Origin of the sequence: Nocardia sp. NPDC051911, assembly GCF_040681035.1 — a bacterium.
Classification (GTDB): Bacteria; Actinomycetota; Actinomycetes; order Mycobacteriales; family Mycobacteriaceae; genus Nocardia; species Nocardia sichangensis.
Genome location: NZ_JBFAXY010000012.1, coordinates 39,913 through 59,223, shown reverse-complemented (window position 1 = coordinate 59,223; position 19,311 = coordinate 39,913). Strand labels below are relative to the sequence as shown.

Here is a 19,311-nt window from a genome sequence, read left to right as displayed (position 1 = left end):
CGAGTGGTCCGGAGAAAGGGGAAACGATGCCCGAGGTGGTCATCGTGGGCGGTGGCATCGGTGGTCTGGCGACCGCGGTCGCCTTCCTCCGGCAGGGCCTGCGCGTCGAAGTGCTCGAGCGGAGTGCCGAAATCACCGAGGTCGGGGCGGGGTTGTCCTTGTGGCCCAACGCCCTGCGTGCTCTCGATGTACTCGGCCTGGGCGACGCGGTGCGGGCACGGGCCGTCGAGGAGGGCGCTGCGGGTATTCGCGACCGCACCGGGCGGTGGCTGACCAGGATCGACGCCGAGAAGCTCCGGGCGGCGTACGGCAGCCCGATCATGCTGCACCGCGCCGATCTGGTGGACATTCTGCGGTCGGCCATCCCGGCGGAGGCGCTGCGCACCGGTGTCACCGTGGCCGAGGCGAGGGTGGACGGCACGGTGGTGCACTCGGCCGGGACGTCCAGCGGAGACTTCGTAGTCGGCGCCGACGGCATCCGCAGTGTGGTGCGCCGCGCCGTCTGCGGCGAGATTCGGCCCCGCTACGGCGGATACACCGCATGGCGTCTGGTCGTCACGCCGCACCAGCCGGTCACCGATATGGGCGAAAGCTGGGGGCGCGGTGAGCGTTTCGGTTACGCGCCGCTCGCGGACGGCCGGGTCTACTGCTTCGCCACCGCGAACATGCCCGCGGGCACGGCGAGCGGCGGGCTCGCCGAGTTGCGCGCGCGGTTCGGCGGCTGGCACGAGCCGATTCCCGCCCTGCTCGCCGCGGCCGGGGACGCCGAGGTGCTGCGGCACGATCTCTACGACCTGCCCGCGTTGAGAACCTTTGTGGCAGGACGGATCGCGCTCGTCGGCGACGCCGCGCACGCGATGATGCCCAACCTCGGGCAAGGCGCCTGCCAGGCGCTGGAGGACGCCGTGGTGCTGGCCAGGGTCGTGACCCGCGACGGTGACCTGACCGCCTACGACCGGGAACGCGGGCCGCGTACCCGGATGATCGCGGCTCGCTCGCGCCGGATCGGCGCGGTGGCGCAACTGTCGTTCCCGCCCGGCGTCGCGCTGCGGGACGCCTTGCTGCGGGCGATCCCCGGCTCGGTGCAACTCAGGCCGTTCGCGCCGGTCCTGGATTGGCGCTGCTAGCTCGCTACGGCGCGAAGTCGCGTACCGCGCGCTCGCAGCGGGCGGCCTGGGCGCGGAGCGCGTCGAGGAGTTCCGGTGGGCCGGTGAGCACGGTGAAGTCGAGATCGACCGAGGTGATCATCCAGACCAGCTGTTCGGGCGTCTCGCTGCCGACATGCAGGCGGCAGCTGTGCTCGTCGACGGCTTCCACGACGCCCGCACCGGGCCAGACGCGTCCGGCGGCGTCGTCGGCCGATCGGTGCAGCAGCACCGTCGCCTGATACGGCCACGAGTGGGCCGACAGCCGCATCGAAAGATATGCCACGACATCGCCTTCCGGCGGCTCCCGGGGCGTGAAGCGCGGCCCGGTCGGAATCCGCGGGGTCATCCGGTCCACCCGGAAGGTGCGCCAGTCGGTGCGGTCGACATCCCAGGCGACCAGGTACCAATGCCTGCTGAAGTGCACGAGGGTGTGCGGCTCGACGGTGCGCGGGCCGAGCGCGCCGTTGTGCGCGCGGTAGTCGAACCGGAGCCGTTCGTGGCGCTGGCACGTTTCGGCGATGGCCATGAGCGTGTCCGGATCGACCTGCGGCGCCGGTGCGCCGACGCGCAAGGTGGCGCCGCGCAGGGTGCGGATCCGGTGCCGCAAGCGCGGCGGGAGCACCTGCTCCAGTTTGGTCAGCGCGCGCAGCGATGCCTCTTCGAGCCCGGTCACGGTACCGCCGCGCAGCCCGACCGCCACCGCGACCGCTTCGTCGTCGTCGAGCAGCAGCGGCGGCAGCGCTGTCCCCGCGCCCAGCCGGTAGCCCGCTGCGCCGCGGGTGGCATGGATCGGGTAGCCCAGCTCGCGCAGCCGGTCGACGTCGCGGCGAACGGTGCGGCCGGTGACGCCGAGCCGTTCGGCCAGTTCGGCGCCCGTCCGGTCCGGACGGGTCTGCAGCAGAGTCAGCAGGGCGAGCAGGCGGGCCGACGTTTCCAGCATGACGCCAGCATGCCCGGAAGTTAGGAACGATCCCGTCCTAAGCGCTTCCTACCGTGGCCGATATGACTACCGAACCGGACATTCGCCCCTTCCGCATCGCCATCCCGCAGGAGCAGATCGACGATCTGCGCCGGCGCCTCGCAGGCACGTCGTGGCCGAGCGACCTGCCCGGCGCCGGATGGGACAAGGGCATGCGAGTGTCCTACCTGCGACCGCTGGCCGAGTACTGGCGTACCGAATTCGATTGGCGCGCAGTGGAAGCGGAGCTGAACGAGCTGCCGCAGTTCGTCACCGACATCGAGGGGCAGCAGGTGCACTTTCTGCACCTGCGCTCGCCGGAGCCGGATGCCATGCCGCTGGTGCTCGGGCACGGCTGGCCCGCGTCGTTCGTCGAGTTCCTGGAGTTGCTCGGACCGCTGAGCGATCCGCGCGCACACGGCGGCGACCCGGCCGACGCGTTCCACGTGGTTGTGCCCTCGCTGCCGGGTTTCGCGTTCTCCACGGTGGCCCCGGACCCGGGTGCGGGCTCGACCGAGCGGTTCGCGGAGGTGGTCGCGGCACTTATGGCGCGTCTGGGCTACCACCGCTACGGCGTGCAGGGCGGCGACGCGGGGTACTTCGTCGCCGCCCAACTGGGCCATATCGACCCCGAGCATTTGGTAGGCCTGCACGTGAACGGCCCGATCACGATTCCATCCTGGGACGGCGACGCCGAAAACTCCGGCGGCCCGGACGAATACGTGGCTCAGGCGGAATGGTCCGCGGCGGATCAGGCGAAGCTGGACACGATGACCGGTCCGGACAGCTATGCCCGCTACGACTACGCGACCGTGCAGGCGAACCGTCCGCAGACGCTCGCGATCGGCCTCCAGGACTCACCCGCCGGGCTGCTGGCTTGGATCGCCGACCTGTTCCGGCAGTACACCAACCCGGCGATCGAGCTGCCCGACGACGCGGTGGACCGGGACGCGCTGCTGACCAACGTCAGCCTGTACTGGTTCACCGGAACCTTCGCCTCCTCGCTGCGGCTCTACAGCGAATCCGCGGTCTGGGGCGCGCCGACGCGGAAGTCCGATGTGCCGACCGCGGCGGCGATCTTCCCCGGCGACATGTCCGTCCGCAAACTCGCCGAAGACGCGCACAACATCGTCCGGTGGACCGAGTTCGACCGCGGCGGGCATTTCGCGGCGATGGAGGCGCCGGATCTGCTGCTCGCGGACGTGCGCGAGTTCTTCCGCACGCTGCGCTGATCCGGCCCACTCGTCCACAGGGCTGACCGGGCCGGACACCACCCGGCGGCCGCGCACGGCCGGTGAGTGGTCCATCCGTCGATGGACCTCGGCGGATCCGCTTGTCCCGCCGGGCTTTCCCGGGTCGAATGTCGGTGCGGCGGCACGCTCGAGACCCGGATCATCCGTCGTACCGGAGTGCCGCTTCGAAGGCGGCGCGGTGGGCGCTGGTGTAGGCCTGTTCCCGTTCGGACCAGGCGATGCGGGAGGCGACCTGCTCGGGGCTGGTGCCGCGATGGCCGGGGTCGGCCAGCTGTGCTGTCCACCAGTGGGCGTTGCGGATCTGGCGGTCGAGCATCGCGTCGACGACGTTGGCTCGCTCGGCATTGGTGAGGCCGTAGGCGTCGGCGAGGATTCGCACCTGGGCTGCCTGGGCGGGGGCGGGTGGTGCGTCGGGCTTCGAGGAGACGCACCACGTCCAGGCCAGGTATCCGAAGTCTTCGAGCGGGTCGCCGGGGGCGGCGGTGTCGAAATCGATGAAGGCGACCGGTCGGGCATTCCGGAAGACGGTGTTGTTGGGGCCGGGGTCGTGGTGGCAGACGACCGGCCTGCCTGCCGTGAGGCCGCTGTCGCGGGTCGCGTCGTGGAGCGAACGGAGCAGGGCCCCTGCCGCGGCGACCTGGGTGTCCGTCCAGCGCTGGAACCTGGCGGGCACCCATCCGGGCAGGTAGGTGAAGGTATCGCGGCCGGTGTCGTCGATTCCGAGATAACGCGGTGCGCCGGCGAAACGGACTTGCTGGAGGTGCGTGAGCAGTTCGGCGACGAAGGCCGACGAGGCGGTGGCGGGTCGTCGCACTGTGTCGCCGACGCGGACCACGCCGGGGGTGATTCGTCCTCTGGTCAGGGGATTTCGGCATCAGGTGACATAGGAACTACTTCCCGGAGTAGCGCGCGTGCATGGCGGCGGCGGTCGCCGCGAGTCGCGCGCGCAACTGCGGTGGGTCCAGAACCTCGACGTGCTCGCCGAGCGGCAGCAGGCCGTGGGCGAGCACGTCGTAGGACTCCGACGGAACCACCACCTCGACCCACCCTTCGGCATCGGGCGGTCCCGCCGAGGCCAGTGCCTCCGCGACCGCCGCCGGATCGTTCGTCAGCCGCAGCAGGCGCAGGTGGGTGGCGGCGATCCGGCAGCGCGCCCGCACGCGCAGCATCGAGCGCGCGAATTCGTCGGCGGCCTCGGACCAATGTGTGCGCAGATCGAATTGCGCTGGGCGGGAGAAGGTTTCGCCGGTCGGCTCGGCGGCGAGTATCCGGCCGACCCGGTACGAGCGCGGTGTGGACCCGCTGCGCGCCACCAGATACCAGGTGCCCGCCTTGAGCACCAGACCGAGCGGGTCGAGCAGGCGCTCGACCACTTTGTCGTTGCGGCGGTAGCGCACCCGCAGCCTGCGGTCGTGCCAGAGCGCGTCGGCGATCGTCGCGAGCATCGGCGTCTCGTCCGGCCGGTGGAACCAGCCCGGCGCGTCGACGAGCACACGTTCGGCGATGCGCGTCGCCCGCCCGCGCAGTTCCGGCGGCAGCGCGGCGAGCACCTTCAACTGCGCGGTGGCCAGCACGGTGCCGAGCCCGAGATCGGCGGCTGCACCGGGCAGGCCGGTCAGCAGCACCGCGTCGGCTTCGTCGGTGGTGAGGCCGGTGAGCCGGGTGCGGTAGCCGTCGACCAGCCGCACGCCACCGGCCCGGCCCGGCTCGCTGTAGACCGGGACACCGGCCGACGAGAGGGCCTCGACGTCGCGGTAGACGGTGCGCACCGACACCTCCAGTTCCCTGGCCAGTTCGGGCGCGGTGAGCCTGCCCCGCGTCTGCAACAGCAAGAGCAGCTGCACCAGTCGACTCGCTCGCACGTAGGCGACACTAGCCGGAAACCTGGACAGGAGATGGCAAGTATTCGCCGTACCGTCGCCGGTATGACCACTTGGAGCCGGTTCACCGAAGAAGCGCCGCACATCGCCGAGATCTTCCTGCGCAGGCACCGCGCGGCGGGCAATCTCTGCATGCTCGGCACCATCCGTTCGGACGGATATCCACGGATCAGTCCGATCGAGCCGCGCGTCTTCGATGGGCTCCTGGTGATCGCGGGGATGCCGGGCACGACCAAGTTCCGCGATCTGGCGCGCGATCCGCGCTTCTGCCTGCACACCGCCACGGTGGACACGAACGTTTCCGACGGCGACGCCAAACTCTTCGGCACGGTCGTCGAGCTTCCTGACCGCGACGTGCACGTTCGCTTCGCTCAGCACCTGTTCGACCAGACCGGGTTCGACATCAGGGGCCAACAGTTCGACCACTTCTACGTCGCCGATCTCACCGGCGCGTCGACAGTGGAGGTCGCGGGCGACCACCTCGACATCACCATCTGGAAACCGGGCGAAGGCGAACGCGTGGTGCGCAAGCACTGACCCGGCGCCGCCGCCTCACTCCCGTGCCGTCAACTGGACGGCGATCGGGCTCGGGACCGGGACACCGCGCCGGCGCAGGTCTTCCAGGAATCGGCGGACGAGAGGATCGCCCGGGGTGGCGGTGAGGCAGACGACCTCGCGCACCAGGGGCGGACGCAGGCTGCGGACGGCGCCGGAGAACGTGGCCGTCAGCGCGCTGGTCGGCACGAGTGCGGTGCCGAGTCCGGCGGCGGCCAGCTGGGCGGCGGTGGTGGCCTGCCGGGTCCTGGTGGACGCGGTCAGCGCCACGCCCTGGCCTGCCGCGATTTCGTCGAGCCAGGCGCCGAGACCGTTGTCAGAGTGGTAGTGCACTACGGGTTGCGTGGCGATATCGGCGAAAGTGACCGTTCCCGTGGGCTTTCCGGCAGCCTGCGGCGATACCGCGACGATCTCCTCGGTTCCGATCACCACGAGGTGGCCCTCCCAGCGGGACGGCCGCGGCCCGAGGGCGAGGTCGGCCGTCCCGGCGGACACCATCTCGGCCATGGCGTCCGCGCTGGACAACTCGGCCAGGACGAGGTGTACCTCGGGGCGGCGGCGGTGCCAGGCGCGCAGCACAGGCGCGAGCAGGCTCGCGGACATGCTGTCCGCGCAAGCGATCCGCAGCTGTCCTCGCGCGCCCGCTGCGACGGCGCGGCCTGCCGTGACCACCCGTTCGGCGGCGGACACGGCGGCACGCGCGTCCGCGGCGATCGCGCGGCCCGCCGCGGTGGCCCGCACACCGCGTGGCAGCCGCTCCAGCACCGGCGTGCCGAGTTCGCGTTCCAGCGCGGCGATCTGATGCGACAGCGCGGGCTGCGACAGATGCAGCCGGGCGGCGGCTTCGGTCACCGATCCGGAGTCCAGCACGGCCACCAGGCACTCCAGCGCGCGCAGCGTAGGCATTCGAGAATTTTATGGCAAAGCCACAAAAAATCGATATCACGACGGGATGGCCGATGGTCTCCCTGCTTGTTCCTTCTCGGTGGGGGACCTACCGAGGAGGCAACTCATGACAGGCACGATGCACGGCAAGAAACTCGTCATCGTCGGCGGCGCGTCGGGCATCGCGCGACAGATCGCGCGAGACGGCGCCGCCGAGGGCGCGGACGTGGTGCTCGCGGGGCGGGACGAGAACGCCGTCGCCGCCGCGCGGCGGCAGGTGGCGGACGAGACATGTGGTCGCGCGGCGATCCATGCCATGCGCATCGATCTCGGCGACGAGGACTCCGTCGTCCGGGCGGCCGAGGAAATCGGTGAACTGGACTATCTGGTGTCGGTGGCGGCGGCGCACGCGAACGGTCCCGTGGCCGAGCTGGACCGCGCGGCGGTCGTGCGGGCCTTCGACGCGAAGGTGATCGGTCCGATCCTGCTCGGCAAGCACTTCGCCGCCCGGATCAGGCCGGGCGGTGCGCTGCTGCTGTTCTCCGGGGTCGCCGCATGGCGGCCCGCGCCGGGCCGGACGGTGATGGCCGCGACCAACGGCGCGGTGCGTTTTCTCGCCGAGGCGCTGGCGGTCGAGCTGGCGCCCGTCCGGGTGAACGCGCTGTCGCCGGGCATCGTCGACTCGGGCGCCTGGGACGGTCTGGGCGAGCGGAAAGAGCATTTCTTCGAGGAGGTGGCGGCTCGCAATCCGGCGCGCCGGGTCGGAAGCACCGCCGACATCTCCGCCGCGGCGCTGTCGGCACTGACCAATCCGTTCATGACCGGGACGACCCTGCACGTCGATGGCGGCGGCCGCCTGGCGTGAGCGCGGGCCGTCAATCGCTCCGGCGTGGTTTTCCACCGAGGTCGGCGCGCCGACGCGCCAGGAAACCGCGCTCGGCGGCATTGTCGGTGCGGGCGATGGCGGCGTCGTAGGCGGCGGTGGCCTCCTCGGTGCTGCCGAGCCGGGTCAACAGGTCGGCGCGGATGGCATGGAACAGGTGGTACCCCGCCAGGGGCAGGGCGTTCACCTCAGTCAAGGCCGTTGCCGGACCGTGTATTTCGGCGACCGCCACCGCGCGATTGAGCGCGACGATCGGACTCGGCGCGAGTGCGGCGAGCTGGTCGTAGAGCCGCAGGATCTGGGTCCAGTCGGTGGCCGCGGCGGTGGGTGCGTCGGCATGCACCGCGTTGATCGCCGCCTGCAGCTGGTATTGCCCCGGCTGGTTGCGGCGCAGGCACTGCCGGACGAGTGCGTGTCCTTCGGCGACGAGGTCGCGGTCCCACCGGCTGCGATCCTGCTCCGCGAGTGGGACGAGAGAGCCGTCGGCTCCCGTGCGGGCGGCCCGGCGGGACTCGCTCAGCAGCATCAGCGCGAGCAGTCCGGTCACCTCGGGCTCGTCCGGCATCAGCTCTGCCAGCAAGCGCCCGAGGCGGATCGCCTCGGCGCAGAGGTCGGCCCGGACCAGCCGCGCGCCGGAGGAGGCGGTGTGCCCCTCGGTGAAGATCAGATACACGACGGCGAGTACCGCGCGCAGCCGGGCGGGCAGCTCGGCGTCGGCGGGCACCCGGTAGGGAATGCGAGCATCCCGGATCTTGCCTTTGGCCCGCACCAAGCGTTGCGCCATGGTCGCTTCCGATACCAGGAATGCGCGGGCGATCTCGGCGGTGCCCAACCCGCCGAGCAGCCGCAGGGTCAGTGCCACCCGCGCCTGTTGCGCGAGGGCTGGGTGGCAGCAGGTGAAGATCAACCGGAGGCGGTCGTCGCGCACGGCGCTCACGGGCTCCAATGGTTCGTCCTCGGCATGCAGGAGCCTGGCCTGCGCGTGCCGGTCCGCCCGGGAGGCATCGCGGCGCAGGCGGTCGATCGCCCGGTTGCGCGCGGTGGTGATGATCCAGCCGGGCGGGCTCGGCGGGACACCGTCGGCGGGCCAGCGCTGGACGGCGGCGGCGAACGCGTCCTGCACCGCGTCCTCGGCGACGCCGATGTCTCCGAACACGCGGATCAGGCTCGCCACCGCACGGCCGTAGTGCTCGGCGAACACCGCTTCGATCACCGAGCCGGTCACGGCCTCGCTCATCTATTCGTCTCGGATCGGACGGACTTCGATGGGCAGAGTGACGACGGCGGCGAGCCTGCGGCCCCACTCCATGGCCTCGTCGAGATCGGCGGCGCGGATGACGGTGAACCCGCCGATGTGCTCCTTGCCCTCGACATACGGACCATCGGTGATCAGCATGTCGTCGCCCTTGGCGTGCAGCACGGTGGCGGTGCTCGGCGCGTGCAGGCCCGCCGCGAACACCCAGGCTCCCGCCGCCCGCATCTCGTCGTTCAGTGCCGCGAGATCGCGCATGATCTCGTCCAGGTTGTCCGGCACGCCATCGTCGGGCTGGTAGATGCCGAGCAGATAGTTCTTCATTCCGTCGTCCTCCTTCACGCGCGCCGGTAGGTGGTGATGACGACACCGGTGCCGGTCACGACGGTGTCGACCGACCGCAGGCCGACCGGCCCCACGCCGTCGAACAGGCGGCGACCGGTGCCGAGCACCAGCGGGTGGGTCAGCAATAGGTACTCGTCCACGAGATCGTGACGCATCAGAGAGCGCAACAGGTCACCGCTGCCGAGTACCACCAGGTTCCGGTCCGGCTGCCGCCGCTGTATTCCGGGCACCGCCGTCGCCGCGTCGCCGCCGAGCCAGATCGAATTCTGCCAGGCCAGCGGCCCGCTTCCGGTGCGAGAGGCGACGATCTTCTCGGTCTTGTCCAGCGCCTCGGCCATCGGATCGCCGACCTGTCGCGGCCAGTATCCCGCGAAATCCTCGTAGGTGCGCCTGCCGAGCAGCAGCGCGCCGCGGTTGGCCGCCATATGCCTGCCCATGACCTCCGCCTGCACCGGGTCGTCGTGCCGGTGTGCCCAGCCGCCGTGGGCGAATCCGTCCCTGCTGTCCTCATCCGCCCGGCCGGGCGCCTGCATGACGCCGTCCAAGCTCAGATGCTCCACCGCGATGATCTTGCTCATCTCCGTTCCTTCCGCGACCGGCGCTGCGCCGGTCTCACCACGTACACGAACGGACGACCGGCGGATCGACAGCGAGCGCGGAATATTTTCCGCCCAATTTCCGGCACCGCGGCATCGGGCGGACTCACTTGTCAGGCAGCAGGCGTTGGATGTCGGAATAGCTGACGATGCCCGGCGCGACTGGAGCGTCGTGCCGCACGGCGCGGGCCACGTCCACCGCGGCCGACAGCGCGGCGCGGTAGAGCAGCGATCCGGTGCTGATCCGGCGGACACCCAGGTCTGCCAGCGTCGCGATGCCGGGGCCGGTGGCCGAATAGAGGACGTTCACCGGCAGCTCGGTCGCCGCGACGATCCGCTCGACGCGGGCCGGGTCGGCCACGCCTGGCACGAACACGCCGTCGGCTCCGGCCGCGGCGTAGCGCCGCGCACGCTCATGCGTGGAGCCGTGGTCGAGGCCGAGCCAGTAGGTGTCGACGCGGGCATTGACGAACAGCTGTGGCGTGCGGTCCTTGATCGCGCAGATCAGCGCTGCTTGGTGCCGTGGGTCGGCCAGAGCGGAACCCGCGCGGCCGTCTTCGAGGTTGATACCCGCGATCCCGCAGGCGGCGAGTTGTCCGGCGAAATCGGCGACCGCTTCGGGCCGCTCGTCGAACCCGCCCTCGATGTCGACGGTGATCGGGATGGGCAGCCGGGCCAGGCGCCGGGCGGCATCGAAGGTCTCCGCCTTCGTGACGCCCGCACCGTCGGCGAGCCCCGCCGCGGCGGCCACGCCCAGGCTGGTGGTGCCGATCGCCGGGAATCCCTCGGTCGCCAGCAACGCCGCCGAGGCGAAATCCCAGGCGTTCGGCAGCACCAGGGGCAGGTCGCGGTGGTGCAAAGCGCGGAAGATCTCGAACTTGGTCGGCGCGGGCGCCGCCGGAGAAGACGAAGTCATGCCGCGACCGTAGCCACGGGACGTTTCGGCGCCCGCCGAAACGACGACGCGCCATGATGAGGTGATGTCCGATCGAGGAGCCGAACTGGCGGGCCTGGCCGCTCTGCTCGCCGATCGCACCCGCGCCGACATCTGCCTCGCGCTGCTGGACGGACGGGCCTGGACCGCGGGCGAACTCGCGCGCCATACCGGTGTCGCGCCGTCCACCGCGACACAACACCTGGACCGGCTGCGCGACGGCGGGTTGGTGCTCGAGCATCGGCAGGGCAGGCACCGCTACCTGCGGCTGGCCGGGCCCCGGGTAGCGGACCTGCTCGAGGCCATGGTCGCCCATGTCGGCCCGCCCGCCGCCCCGGCGACCGGACTGCGCACCGCGACCGCCGCCGCCGCGCTGGCCCGTGGCCGCACCTGTTACGACCATCTCGCGGGCCGGTTGGGTGTGGCGGTCACCGACGCCATGACCGCGCAGGGCTTGTTGCGCGGCGACAGCGGGTTCGCGCTGACGGAGCCCGGCTCGGCGTGGCTCACCGGGCCGATGGGCGTCGACCCCGCCGCGCTGCGCGCCACGCGACGGCCGATCGTCCGGCCGTGTCTGGACTGGACCGAGCGCCGCGTTCATCTGGGCGGCGCGGCGGGCGCGCAACTCTGCCGCCGCATGATCGAGCTGGCGTGGATCAAGCGGATCGGTAGCGGGCGCGCCGTGCGCGTGACGGCGCGGGGCGAGGCCGGGCTGGCGGATACGCTGGGCATCGCGCCCGAACTACTGCGCTGACCTGCGGCGGAGCAATGCGCCGTTGCTCGCGGGACCGATACCGCGAGCTCGCCGTTTCGTGTGACGACGCGGCGGGTATCTGGTGGTCGTGAACCGCTCCCGGCGACCAGGCTGTGAATGAGCTTGCATAGTCATGCATAATCATCACATGGTTGATTCCTCGGGCGGACCCGCCGTGCGGGTCGCGGTAGCCGGTGCCAGCGGGTACGCGGGCGGCGAAGTGTTGCGTCTGCTGCTGGGGCATCCGGCCTACCGAACCGGGCGCCTCGTCATCGGGGCGCTGACCGCGGGCTCCAACGCGGGCACCCCGCTGGGGGAGCTGCAACCGCATTTGCTGCCGCTGGCCGATCGGGTGCTCGCGCCGACCACGGCCGCCGAGCTGGCCGGGCACGACGTGGTCTTCCTCGGCCTGCCGCACGGCCAGTCCGCGGCCATCGCCGCCGAGTTGCCCGAGTCCACCGTGATCATCGACTGCGGCGCCGACTTCCGGCTCACCGACCCCGAGGCCTGGGAGAAATACTACGGCAGCCCGCACGCGGGCAGCTGGCCCTACGGTTTGCCCGAGCTGCCCGGCGGCCGGGAGAAGCTGCGGGGCGCGACGCGGATCGCGGTCCCCGGCTGCTATCCGACCGTCGCGAGCCTCGCGCTGGCTCCCGCCGTCGCCGCCGGCATCGTTGAGCCCACCGTGCATGTGGTCGCGGTGAGCGGCACCTCAGGAGCGGGCCGCAAGCTGGACATCGGGCTGTTGGGGTCGGAGGTGATGGGTTCGGCGCGGGCCTACGGGATCGCGGGCGCGCACCGGCACACCCCGGAGATCGCGCAGAACCTCACGGCGGCAGGCGGCACGGACGTCACAGTGTCCTTCACGCCGGTACTCGCGCCGATGCCACGCGGCATCCTGGCCACCTGCACCGCACCGATTCGCGTCGACGCGGCGCAGGCGCGCGCGGTCTACGAAAAAGCCTATGCCGACGAGCCTTTCGTGCACCTGCTGCCGGAGGGCGCGCTGCCGCAGACCGGGTCGGTGCTCGGCTCCAACGCCGTGACCCTGCAGGTGGCCGTGGACGCCGACGCGGGCGTGCTCGTGGTGATCGGCGCGATCGACAACTTGACCAAGGGCACCGCGGGCGCCGCGGTGCAATCGATGAACCTGGCCCTCGGCTTCGAGGAGACCGAAGGACTTTCCACCGTAGGAGTGGCACCGTGACATCGACCGACACCGCCAGCGGCAAGCTGGTCCGCACCCAGGGCGTGACCGCACCGCTCGGCTTCCGCGCGGCGGGCATCGCCGCGGGCATCAAGGTCAGCGGCAAGCCGGATCTGGCGCTGGTGTTCAACGAGGGTCCGGAGTACCCGGCCGCGGGCGTGTTCACCCGCAACAAGGTGAAGGCCGCTCCGGTGCTGTGGTCGCAGCAGGTGCTGACCGGCAAGCGGCTGCGCGCGGTGATCCTGAACTCCGGCGGAGCCAACGCCTGCACCGGCCCGGGCGGATTCCAGGACACGCACAAGACCGCCGAGGAACTCGCCGCCGCGCTGAGCAACTGGGGCACCGAGACCGGAGCGGGGGAGATCGCGGTCTGCTCCACCGGGCTCATCGGTGACCGGCTTCCGATGGACAAACTGATCCCCGCCGTCACCGAGATCGTCCACGAGATGGGCGGCGGCCTGTCCGGCGGCGCTGATGCCGCGTGGGCCATCATGACCACCGACACGGTGCCCAAGGAGGCGGCGTTCCACCACCGCGACAAGTGGAACGTCGGCGGCATGGCGAAGGGCGCGGGCATGCTGGCCCCGTCGCTGGCGACCATGCTGGTCGTGCTCACCACCGACGCGGCGGTGACCGCGGATCAGCTCGACCGCGCGCTGCGCAACGCCACCGCGCGCACCTTCGACCGGCTCGACGTGGACGGCTCCTGCTCCACCAACGACACCGTCCTGCTGCTGGCCAACGGCGCGAGCGAGGTCAGCCCGAGCCAGGAGGAGTTGGACGCCGCCGTGCTCGCGGTCTGCGACGATCTGGCCGCCCAGCTGATGGCCGACGCCGAGGGCGTCACCAAGCGGGTGCTGGTCACCGTCGCAGGCGCGGTCACCGAGGACGAGGCCGTGGCCGCGGCGCGCACCGTCGCCCGCGACAGCTTGGTCAAGACGGCGCTGTTCGGATCCGACCCGAACTGGGGCCGGGTGCTCGCGGCGGTCGGCATGGCGCCGGTGACGTTGGACCCGAATCGGATCTCGGTGTCGTTCAACGGCAAACCGGTGTGCATCGATGGCGTCGGCGCGCCCGGCGCACGCGAGGTCGATCTGTCCGGCGCCGACATCGAGGTGCTGATCGACCTGAACGTGGGCTCCGCGCGTGCGACCATCCGCACCACCGACCTCTCGCACGGTTACGTCGAAGAGAACTCGGCCTACAGCTCATGACCAGCGATGTGCTGCACACGCTTTCGGCGTTGGACAAGGCGCACGTCCTGGCCGACGCCCTGCCGTGGTTGCAGAAGTTCCGGGACAAGATCGTCGTCGTGAAGTACGGCGGCAACGCCATGGTCGACGACGACCTCAAGCGGGCCTTCGCCGCCGACATGGCGTTCCTGCGCACGGTCGGCGTCCACCCGGTGGTGGTGCACGGCGGCGGCCCGCAGATCAGCGCGATGCTGAAAAAGCTCGGGCTGCAAGGCGAATTCCGCGGCGGCTTCCGGGTGACCACACCCGAGGTGATGGACGTGGTGCGGATGGTCCTGTTCGGTCAGGTCGGCCGCGAGCTGGTCGGCCTGATCAACTCGCACGGCCCGTACGCGGTCGGCATCTCCGGTGAGGACGCCCGGCTGTTCACCGCGACCCGCCGCACGGTCGAGGTCGACGGCGAGCCCACCGACATCGGGCTGGTCGGCGACGTCACCGAGGTGAACCCGGATGCCGTGCTGGATCTGATCGGGGCGGGCCGAATTCCCGTGGTGTCGACCATCGCCCCGGACGCGGAGGGCGTGGTGCACAACATCAACGCCGACACCGCCGCCGCGGCGCTCGCCGAGGGCATCGGCGCCGAGAAACTGGTGATGCTCACCGACGTGGAAGGCCTGTACACGAACTGGCCGGACCGTTCGTCGCTCACCTCCAGCATCGATACGAAAGCGTTGGCCGAGTTGCTCCCACGCCTCGATGCGGGCATGGTGCCCAAGATGGAAGCCTGCCTGCGCGCTGTGGCGGCCGGGGTGCCGACCGCGCATGTCATCGACGGCCGGGTCCCGCACGCCGTGCTGCTGGAACTGTTCACCGGAGAAGGAATCGGAACGATGGTGACGCCCGCCCCGCTCATCCCGAACGGGTCCGGCGCGCCGAACGGAACGAAACAATGAGCACAGCTGAACTGCAGCAGCGGTGGTCCGCCGCGCTGATGAACAACTACGGCACACCGAAGGTCGCGCTGGTCCGCGGCGCGGGAGCCGTGGTCTACGACGCGGACGGCAAGCGCTACGTCGATTTCCTCGGCGGCATCGCGGTCAACAGCCTCGGGCACGCGCACCCGGCGATTCTGGAGGCGGTCACCCAGCAGCTCGGCACGCTCGGGCACGTGTCGAATCTGTATGCCAGCGAGCCGGTCGTCGAGCTGGCCGAGCGGCTGCTCGCGCACTTCGGCGACGGCGAAGGCCGGGCGTTCTTCTGCAACTCCGGCACCGAGGCCGTCGAAGCGGCGTTCAAGATCGCACGGCTGACCGGGCGGCCCAAGCTCGTCGCCTGCGAGGAGGCCTTCCACGGCCGCACCATGGGCGCGCTCGCCCTCACCGGGCAGCCGTCCAAGCGCACCCCGTTCGAACCGATGCCGCCCGGCGTCGTGCACGTGCCCTACGGCGACGCCGCGGCGCTGGAGGCCGCGGTCGACGAGGACACCGCCGCGGTGTTCCTCGAGCCGATGATGGGGGAGAGCGGCGTGGTGGTACCGCCGTTCGACTACCTGGCCAAGGCGCGTGAGATCACCGCGCGCAAGGGTGCGCTGCTGGTGCTGGACGAGGTGCAGACCGGCATCGGCCGGACCGGGAAGTTCTACGCCCACCAGGCCGTCGGCATCGTCCCGGACGTGATCACCCTGGCCAAGGGTCTCGGCGGCGGACTGCCGATCGGCGCGGTGCTGGCCACCGGGCGGGCGGCCGATCTGCTCACCCCCGGCATGCACGGCACCACCTTCGGCGGCAATCCCGTGTGCGCCGCGGCGGCGCTCGCGGTGCTGCGCACGATCGATGAGACCGACCTGCTCTCGCACGTCGAGTCGGTCGGCAAGCGACTCAGCGACGGCATCGAACTGCTCGAGCATCCGCTCATCGATCAGGTGCGCGGTGCGGGCCTGTTGCTGGGCATCGTGCTCACCGACGAGGTGTCCGCACAGGTCGAGGCGCGGGCGCGGGAGGCGGGCTACCTGGTCAACCCGGCCAAGCCCGACGTGATCCGGCTGGCGCCGCCGCTGGTGCTCACCGAGACCCAGGCCGACAATTTCGTCGCCGACCTGCCCGGGATCCTCGACGCCGCGCTCGCTGACGCGAAAGGAGCTGCGGCGCAATGACTTCCGTGCGGCATTTCCTGCGTGACGACGATGTCAGCCCGGCCGAGCAGGCCGAGATCCTCGTCCTCGCGGCCGAACTCAAGAAGTCGCCGTTCGCGCGGCGCCCGCTGGAGGGTCCGCGCGGCGTCGGCGTGATCTTCGAGAAGAACTCCACCCGCACCCGGTTCTCCTTCGAGATGGGCATCGCCCAGCTCGGCGGGCACGCGGTGGTCGTCGACGGCCGCGACACCCAGCTGGGCCGGGAGGAGACGCTCGGCGATACCGGCCGGGTGCTGTCTCGGTATGTGGACGCCATCGTGTGGCGCACCTTCGAGCAGTCCCGGCTGGACGAGATGGCCGCCACCGCGACGGTGCCGGTGGTCAACGCGCTGTCCAACGAGTTCCATCCCTGCCAGGTGCTCGCGGACCTGCAGACACTCGCCGAGCACAAGGGCGACCTGACCGGTCGCGAACTGGCCTACTTCGGCGACGGCGCCAACAACATGGCGCACTCGCTGCTGCTCGGCGGCGCTACCGCGGGTCTGAACGTGACCATCGCCGCGCCCGCGGGGTTCGAGCCGCAGCCGTGGGTGGTGGAGGCCGCGCGCAAGCGGGCCGCCGAGACCGGCGCGACCGTCACGGTGACCGGCGACCCGGTCGCCGCCGCGTGGGGCGCCGACGCGCTGGTCACCGATACCTGGACGTCCATGGGGCAGGAGAACGACGGCCTGGACCGGGTGGGTCCGTTCCGCCCGTTCCAGCTCAACGCCGAGCTGCTCGCGCACGCGAAGCCGGACGCGGTCGTGCTGCACTGCCTGCCCGCGCACCGTGGCGAAGAGGTCACCGACGAGGTGCTCGACGGGCCGCACAGCGTGGTGTGGGACGAGGCGGAGAACCGTCTGCACGCGCAGAAGGCGCTGCTGGTCTGGCTGCTGGAGCGACGATACGGGGGAGGGGCGTGACCGAGGTCAGAAGCGGCCCCGCCATCGCGCGCACCCGCGCCGGGCGGCAGTCGCGCATCGTCGAACTGCTGTCGGCGCACGCGGTCCGCAGCCAGACCGAACTGGCGGCGCTCCTGGCGGCCGAGGGCATCGAGACCACCCAGGCGACGCTGTCGCGGGACCTCGACGAACTCGGTGCGGTGAAACTGCGCGCGGCAGACGGCGGCGCGGGCGTCTACGTGGTTCCAGAGGACGGCAGCCCCGTCCGCGGTGTCACCGGCGGCACCGACCGCCTGTCCAAACTGCTCGGCGACCTCTTGGTCTCCACCGACGCCAGCGGCAACATCGCAGTGCTACGCACCCCACCCGGCGCGGCCCACTACCTGGCCAGCGCCCTCGACCGCGCCGCTCTGCCGTACATCGTGGGCACCATCGCGGGCGACGACACCATCGCCGTCATCGCCCGCGAACCCCTGACCGGTGCGGAAGTAGCCGCGAAGATCGAACAACTAGCCTGATCCGTCCCCGACTCCGTGCCTGATTCGTCGAACCGCCAATGACCTTCTCTCGAACTGCGTGAGTAGGTCCATTGGTCCTCCCTCCCGAGGTGGTGGTACGTCGGCAGGGCTTCCGGGCAGCTGCTCGACGACTCCTGCACACGTGAGCTGAGGAATTCGCTGGTCAGGGGCACATTTCTTTCGTCGTCGTACCGGGTCGCCGTGGACCGAGACGTAAGATACGGAAGTGTCAGGGTCAGCAACCGCCAATGGGGACATGACGTGTCAGTCCGATGCCGACGAGCGGCCGACGATCCTTCGCGGAACCCGACCAGTGGAGTCTGCGAAGGCGGCCTGAGGTCGCCATCGGTAGCTGATAACAGTCGGGGGAAAGCTTCATGACCTTCCCCCTGATGCCCCGTCCGAGCAGCGGCCCGTCCGAGCAGGGACGTTGTGGCTGGAGTGCCGTGGACCCGCCGCTACGGCCGGTGTTGTTTGTCAACCCGAAATCGGGCGACGGGGCGGCCGGTCGCGCGAGGGTTGCTGAACGGGCACGGGATCTCGGGATAAAGGTGGTCGTTCTCGATCCCGGCGAGAGCCTCACCGAGTGCGTCGAGGAGGCGGTGAGGCAGGGCGCGGACGCGCTGGGGATGGCTGGTGGCGACGGCTCCCTCGCGGTCGTGGCAGCGGCCGCCGCCGCGCAGGGTGTGCCGTTCATCTGCGTCCCGGCCGGGACACGTAACCACTTCGCGCTCGACCTGGGAGTGAACCGGCAGGACGTGGCGGGCGGGCTCGACGCGTTCACCGATGGGGTCGAGCGCCGGATCGACCTGGCAGAAGTGAACGGCCGCGCATTCGTGAACAACGTTTCACTCGGGATCTACGGTGAGGCGGTCCGCCATCCGGCCTATCGCGACGCCAAGGTGCGCACTCTAATGGAGACGGCCGATCGGGTGGCCGGCCCCGGTGGAAGGACACCGGCGCTGCACCTCGTCGACGACGTAGGCCGGCAGCACGCTCAGCTCGCTGTTGTGCTGGTTTCGAACAACCCCTACGCCTTGGGCCCTCCTGTCCTGGGCAGTCGCCCGTCGCTCGAGAGCGGCCTACTGGGCATCGTCGTTCTCGACGCGCCGGATCCCGGGCGGCATCCTCCAGGGCGCGCTTGGAGCGCACCGGACTTCGAGGTCTTCGCCCCCGCGCCGGTGCACGCGGGTATCGACGGTGAGCCGGTGGTGCTGAACGCGCCGCTCAGGTTCGCCATTCGCCCGGCAGTGCTCCGCGTGCGCATCTCCTCCCGGCATCCTGGCGCCTCGCCCTCCGCTCGTCTGCGACCGGCACGGTCCCCGAGGAGCGCTTCACCGTCTGTCCGCCGGCAGGCGCCGGAGTAGTCGGCCGGGTACGACGCCTCTCCGCCTCGACGACCGATACCTGCGGTCGCGTACGCCCGCCACCATGGCCGACGTTCCGGCTCCGAGGACCGAGCCGAGCACGACGTCACCGGGGTAGTGCACGCCGGTGTGCACCCTCGAATAGGCCACCCCACTGGCGAGCAACCGGATCGGCACTGCCAGCGCCGGATAGCGTCGGCCCACCGAATAGGCGAACGCAAAAGCCGAGGCGGCGTGACCGGACGGGAAGGACGCGGACTCCAGCATCGGAACGAGACGGCCGACAGTGACCTCGATCCAGCTCACTTGTCGGTCGAGCTGAAGATACTGCGGCTGTACATGGGCACGGTTGATGGGTGCCGGCTCTCCAGCGGAGCGCGGAACCCGACCCCCGATTATGAATGAGCTTGCATCATCGTGCATAATCATTTGCAGAATGACGCAGGGCCTTAAGGCTGGTCGCGAGGGCGTCGGGGCCGGGCCGTTCCCACTGCTCGGACACCCGCCATAC

21 protein-coding genes are annotated in these 19,311 nt (G+C 70.7%); 12 read left to right on the top strand and 9 right to left on the bottom strand.

Annotation, left to right across the window (positions count from 1 at the left end):
* Positions 1-26: 26 nt before the first annotated feature.
* Positions 27-1,127 carry an FAD-dependent monooxygenase gene (locus AB0L97_RS17025; RefSeq protein WP_364430295.1) on the top strand — a complete coding sequence of 367 codons (1,101 nt, stop codon included), beginning with the start codon at positions 27-29 and terminating at the stop codon, positions 1,125-1,127.
* A gap of 4 nt (positions 1,128-1,131) precedes the next feature.
* On the opposite strand, the gene AB0L97_RS17020 is transcribed toward AB0L97_RS17025, so the two are convergent.
* Positions 1,132-2,088: a YafY family protein gene (locus AB0L97_RS17020; RefSeq protein WP_364430292.1), complete on the bottom strand. Its 957-nt coding sequence runs from the start codon at positions 2,086-2,088 to the stop codon at positions 1,132-1,134.
* Between the two features lie 62 nt (positions 2,089-2,150).
* On the opposite strand from AB0L97_RS17020, the gene AB0L97_RS17015 reads away from it, so the two are divergent.
* Positions 2,151-3,338 carry an epoxide hydrolase family protein gene (locus AB0L97_RS17015; RefSeq protein ID WP_364430289.1) on the top strand — a complete coding sequence of 396 codons (1,188 nt, stop codon included), beginning with the start codon at positions 2,151-2,153 and terminating at the stop codon, positions 3,336-3,338.
* A 160-nt stretch (positions 3,339-3,498) separates the two neighbouring features.
* Here AB0L97_RS17015 and AB0L97_RS17010 read toward each other — a convergent pair whose 3' ends face one another.
* Entirely contained in the window at positions 3,499-4,173 is a 675-nt protein-coding gene (locus AB0L97_RS17010) for a phosphotransferase (protein ID WP_364430286.1), read from the bottom strand.
* Between the two features lie 76 nt (positions 4,174-4,249).
* Positions 4,250-5,221, bottom strand: coding sequence for a WYL domain-containing protein (locus tag AB0L97_RS17005; protein WP_364430283.1), 972 nt, complete (start codon positions 5,219-5,221; stop codon positions 4,250-4,252).
* Positions 5,222-5,284: 63 nt separating this feature from the next.
* Between AB0L97_RS17005 and AB0L97_RS17000 the strand changes: the two genes are divergently transcribed.
* Positions 5,285-5,776, top strand: a complete 492-nt coding sequence (locus AB0L97_RS17000) for a pyridoxamine 5'-phosphate oxidase family protein (RefSeq protein WP_364430280.1) — start codon at positions 5,285-5,287, stop codon at positions 5,774-5,776.
* 15 nt (positions 5,777-5,791) lie between these two features.
* Here the strand turns inward: AB0L97_RS17000 and AB0L97_RS16995 are convergent, their stop codons facing one another.
* The gene (locus tag AB0L97_RS16995) at positions 5,792-6,700 is read right to left on the bottom strand and encodes a LysR family transcriptional regulator (protein WP_364430277.1); all 909 of its coding nucleotides are present in this window, start codon (positions 6,698-6,700) and stop codon (positions 5,792-5,794) included.
* A gap of 106 nt (positions 6,701-6,806) precedes the next feature.
* Between AB0L97_RS16995 and AB0L97_RS16990 the strand changes: the two genes are divergently transcribed.
* A complete protein-coding gene (locus tag AB0L97_RS16990; RefSeq protein WP_364430274.1) occupies positions 6,807-7,544 on the top strand; it encodes an SDR family oxidoreductase in 738 nt (245 codons plus the stop codon).
* A gap of 10 nt (positions 7,545-7,554) precedes the next feature.
* Here AB0L97_RS16990 and AB0L97_RS16985 read toward each other — a convergent pair whose 3' ends face one another.
* The 4 genes from AB0L97_RS16985 to AB0L97_RS16970 form a co-directional block, all read right to left on the bottom strand.
* On the bottom strand, positions 7,555-8,799 hold the full coding sequence (locus tag AB0L97_RS16985; protein ID WP_364430271.1) for an RNA polymerase sigma factor: 1,245 nt from the start codon (positions 8,797-8,799) through the stop codon (positions 7,555-7,557).
* Positions 8,800-9,138 carry a YciI family protein gene (locus AB0L97_RS16980; RefSeq protein WP_364430268.1) on the bottom strand — a complete coding sequence of 113 codons (339 nt, stop codon included), beginning with the start codon at positions 9,136-9,138 and terminating at the stop codon, positions 8,800-8,802.
* A gap of 14 nt (positions 9,139-9,152) precedes the next feature.
* Positions 9,153-9,737, bottom strand: a complete 585-nt coding sequence (locus AB0L97_RS16975; protein ID WP_364430265.1) for a dihydrofolate reductase family protein — start codon at positions 9,735-9,737, stop codon at positions 9,153-9,155.
* A gap of 124 nt (positions 9,738-9,861) precedes the next feature.
* A complete protein-coding gene (locus AB0L97_RS16970; RefSeq protein ID WP_364430262.1) occupies positions 9,862-10,671 on the bottom strand; it encodes an isocitrate lyase/phosphoenolpyruvate mutase family protein in 810 nt (269 codons plus the stop codon).
* Between the two features lie 64 nt (positions 10,672-10,735).
* Here AB0L97_RS16970 and AB0L97_RS16965 point away from each other — a divergent pair, with 64 nt between their 5' ends.
* The 8 genes from AB0L97_RS16965 to AB0L97_RS16930 all read left to right on the top strand — a co-directional run bounded on the left by AB0L97_RS16965 (position 10,736) and on the right by AB0L97_RS16930 (position 18,800).
* On the top strand, positions 10,736-11,443 hold the full coding sequence (locus AB0L97_RS16965) for a winged helix-turn-helix domain-containing protein (protein WP_364430259.1): 708 nt from the start codon (positions 10,736-10,738) through the stop codon (positions 11,441-11,443).
* A gap of 148 nt (positions 11,444-11,591) precedes the next feature.
* Complete coding sequence (argC, locus tag AB0L97_RS16960) at positions 11,592-12,650, top strand: N-acetyl-gamma-glutamyl-phosphate reductase (RefSeq protein WP_356968990.1); 1,059 nt, start codon at positions 11,592-11,594, stop codon at positions 12,648-12,650.
* A complete protein-coding gene (gene argJ / locus AB0L97_RS16955; RefSeq protein WP_355080694.1) occupies positions 12,647-13,864 on the top strand; it encodes a bifunctional glutamate N-acetyltransferase/amino-acid acetyltransferase ArgJ in 1,218 nt (405 codons plus the stop codon). The genes argC and argJ overlap by 4 nt, the downstream gene beginning before the upstream one ends.
* Positions 13,861-14,796, top strand: coding sequence for an acetylglutamate kinase (gene argB, locus AB0L97_RS16950; protein ID WP_364430254.1), 936 nt, complete (start codon positions 13,861-13,863; stop codon positions 14,794-14,796). The genes argJ and argB overlap by 4 nt, the downstream gene beginning before the upstream one ends.
* Positions 14,793-15,995 carry an acetylornithine transaminase gene (locus AB0L97_RS16945; RefSeq protein ID WP_356968995.1) on the top strand — a complete coding sequence of 401 codons (1,203 nt, stop codon included), beginning with the start codon at positions 14,793-14,795 and terminating at the stop codon, positions 15,993-15,995. The genes argB and AB0L97_RS16945 overlap by 4 nt, the downstream gene beginning before the upstream one ends.
* Complete coding sequence (gene argF / locus AB0L97_RS16940) at positions 15,992-16,936, top strand: ornithine carbamoyltransferase (RefSeq protein WP_364430250.1); 945 nt, start codon at positions 15,992-15,994, stop codon at positions 16,934-16,936. Before AB0L97_RS16945 ends, argF begins: the two co-directional genes overlap by 4 nt.
* Positions 16,933-17,433 carry an arginine repressor gene (locus AB0L97_RS16935; RefSeq protein WP_067808221.1) on the top strand — a complete coding sequence of 167 codons (501 nt, stop codon included), beginning with the start codon at positions 16,933-16,935 and terminating at the stop codon, positions 17,431-17,433. Before argF ends, AB0L97_RS16935 begins: the two co-directional genes overlap by 4 nt.
* A 377-nt stretch (positions 17,434-17,810) precedes the next feature.
* Positions 17,811-18,800, top strand: coding sequence for a diacylglycerol kinase family protein (locus AB0L97_RS16930; RefSeq protein ID WP_364430246.1), 990 nt, complete (start codon positions 17,811-17,813; stop codon positions 18,798-18,800).
* Here the strand turns inward: AB0L97_RS16930 and AB0L97_RS16925 are convergent.
* A complete protein-coding gene (locus AB0L97_RS16925) occupies positions 18,768-19,223 on the bottom strand; it encodes a phosphatase PAP2 family protein (protein ID WP_364430243.1) in 456 nt (151 codons plus the stop codon). The genes AB0L97_RS16930 and AB0L97_RS16925 overlap by 33 nt on opposite strands.
* Positions 19,224-19,311: the final 88 nt, after the last annotated feature.

Excerpts from the sequence above, each read along its gene's own strand:
- AB0L97_RS17025 (WP_364430295.1), top strand. The coding sequence starts at position 27 with ATGCCCGAGGTGGTCATCGTGGGCGGTGGCATCGGTGGTCTGGCGACC.
- AB0L97_RS17020 (WP_364430292.1), bottom strand. The coding sequence starts at position 2,088 with ATGCTGGAAACGTCGGCCCGCCTGCTCGCCCTGCTGACTCTGCTGCAG.
- AB0L97_RS17015 (WP_364430289.1), top strand. The coding sequence starts at position 2,151 with ATGACTACCGAACCGGACATTCGCCCCTTCCGCATCGCCATCCCGCAG.
- AB0L97_RS17000 (WP_364430280.1), top strand. The coding sequence starts at position 5,285 with ATGACCACTTGGAGCCGGTTCACCGAAGAAGCGCCGCACATCGCCGAG.
- AB0L97_RS16995 (WP_364430277.1), bottom strand. The coding sequence starts at position 6,700 with ATGCCTACGCTGCGCGCGCTGGAGTGCCTGGTGGCCGTGCTGGACTCC.
- AB0L97_RS16990 (WP_364430274.1), top strand. The coding sequence starts at position 6,807 with ATGACAGGCACGATGCACGGCAAGAAACTCGTCATCGTCGGCGGCGCG.
- AB0L97_RS16985 (WP_364430271.1), bottom strand. The coding sequence starts at position 8,799 with ATGAGCGAGGCCGTGACCGGCTCGGTGATCGAAGCGGTGTTCGCCGAG.
- AB0L97_RS16980 (WP_364430268.1), bottom strand. The coding sequence starts at position 9,138 with ATGAAGAACTATCTGCTCGGCATCTACCAGCCCGACGATGGCGTGCCG.
- AB0L97_RS16975 (WP_364430265.1), bottom strand. The coding sequence starts at position 9,737 with ATGAGCAAGATCATCGCGGTGGAGCATCTGAGCTTGGACGGCGTCATG.
- AB0L97_RS16970 (WP_364430262.1), bottom strand. The coding sequence starts at position 10,671 with ATGACTTCGTCTTCTCCGGCGGCGCCCGCGCCGACCAAGTTCGAGATC.
- AB0L97_RS16965 (WP_364430259.1), top strand. The coding sequence starts at position 10,736 with ATGTCCGATCGAGGAGCCGAACTGGCGGGCCTGGCCGCTCTGCTCGCC.
- argC (WP_356968990.1), top strand. The coding sequence starts at position 11,592 with ATGGTTGATTCCTCGGGCGGACCCGCCGTGCGGGTCGCGGTAGCCGGT.
- argB (WP_364430254.1), top strand. The coding sequence starts at position 13,861 with ATGACCAGCGATGTGCTGCACACGCTTTCGGCGTTGGACAAGGCGCAC.
- AB0L97_RS16945 (WP_356968995.1), top strand. The coding sequence starts at position 14,793 with ATGAGCACAGCTGAACTGCAGCAGCGGTGGTCCGCCGCGCTGATGAAC.
- argF (WP_364430250.1), top strand. The coding sequence starts at position 15,992 with ATGACTTCCGTGCGGCATTTCCTGCGTGACGACGATGTCAGCCCGGCC.
- AB0L97_RS16930 (WP_364430246.1), top strand. The coding sequence starts at position 17,811 with ATGACCTTCCCCCTGATGCCCCGTCCGAGCAGCGGCCCGTCCGAGCAG.
- AB0L97_RS16925 (WP_364430243.1), bottom strand. The coding sequence starts at position 19,223 with ATGCACGATGATGCAAGCTCATTCATAATCGGGGGTCGGGTTCCGCGC.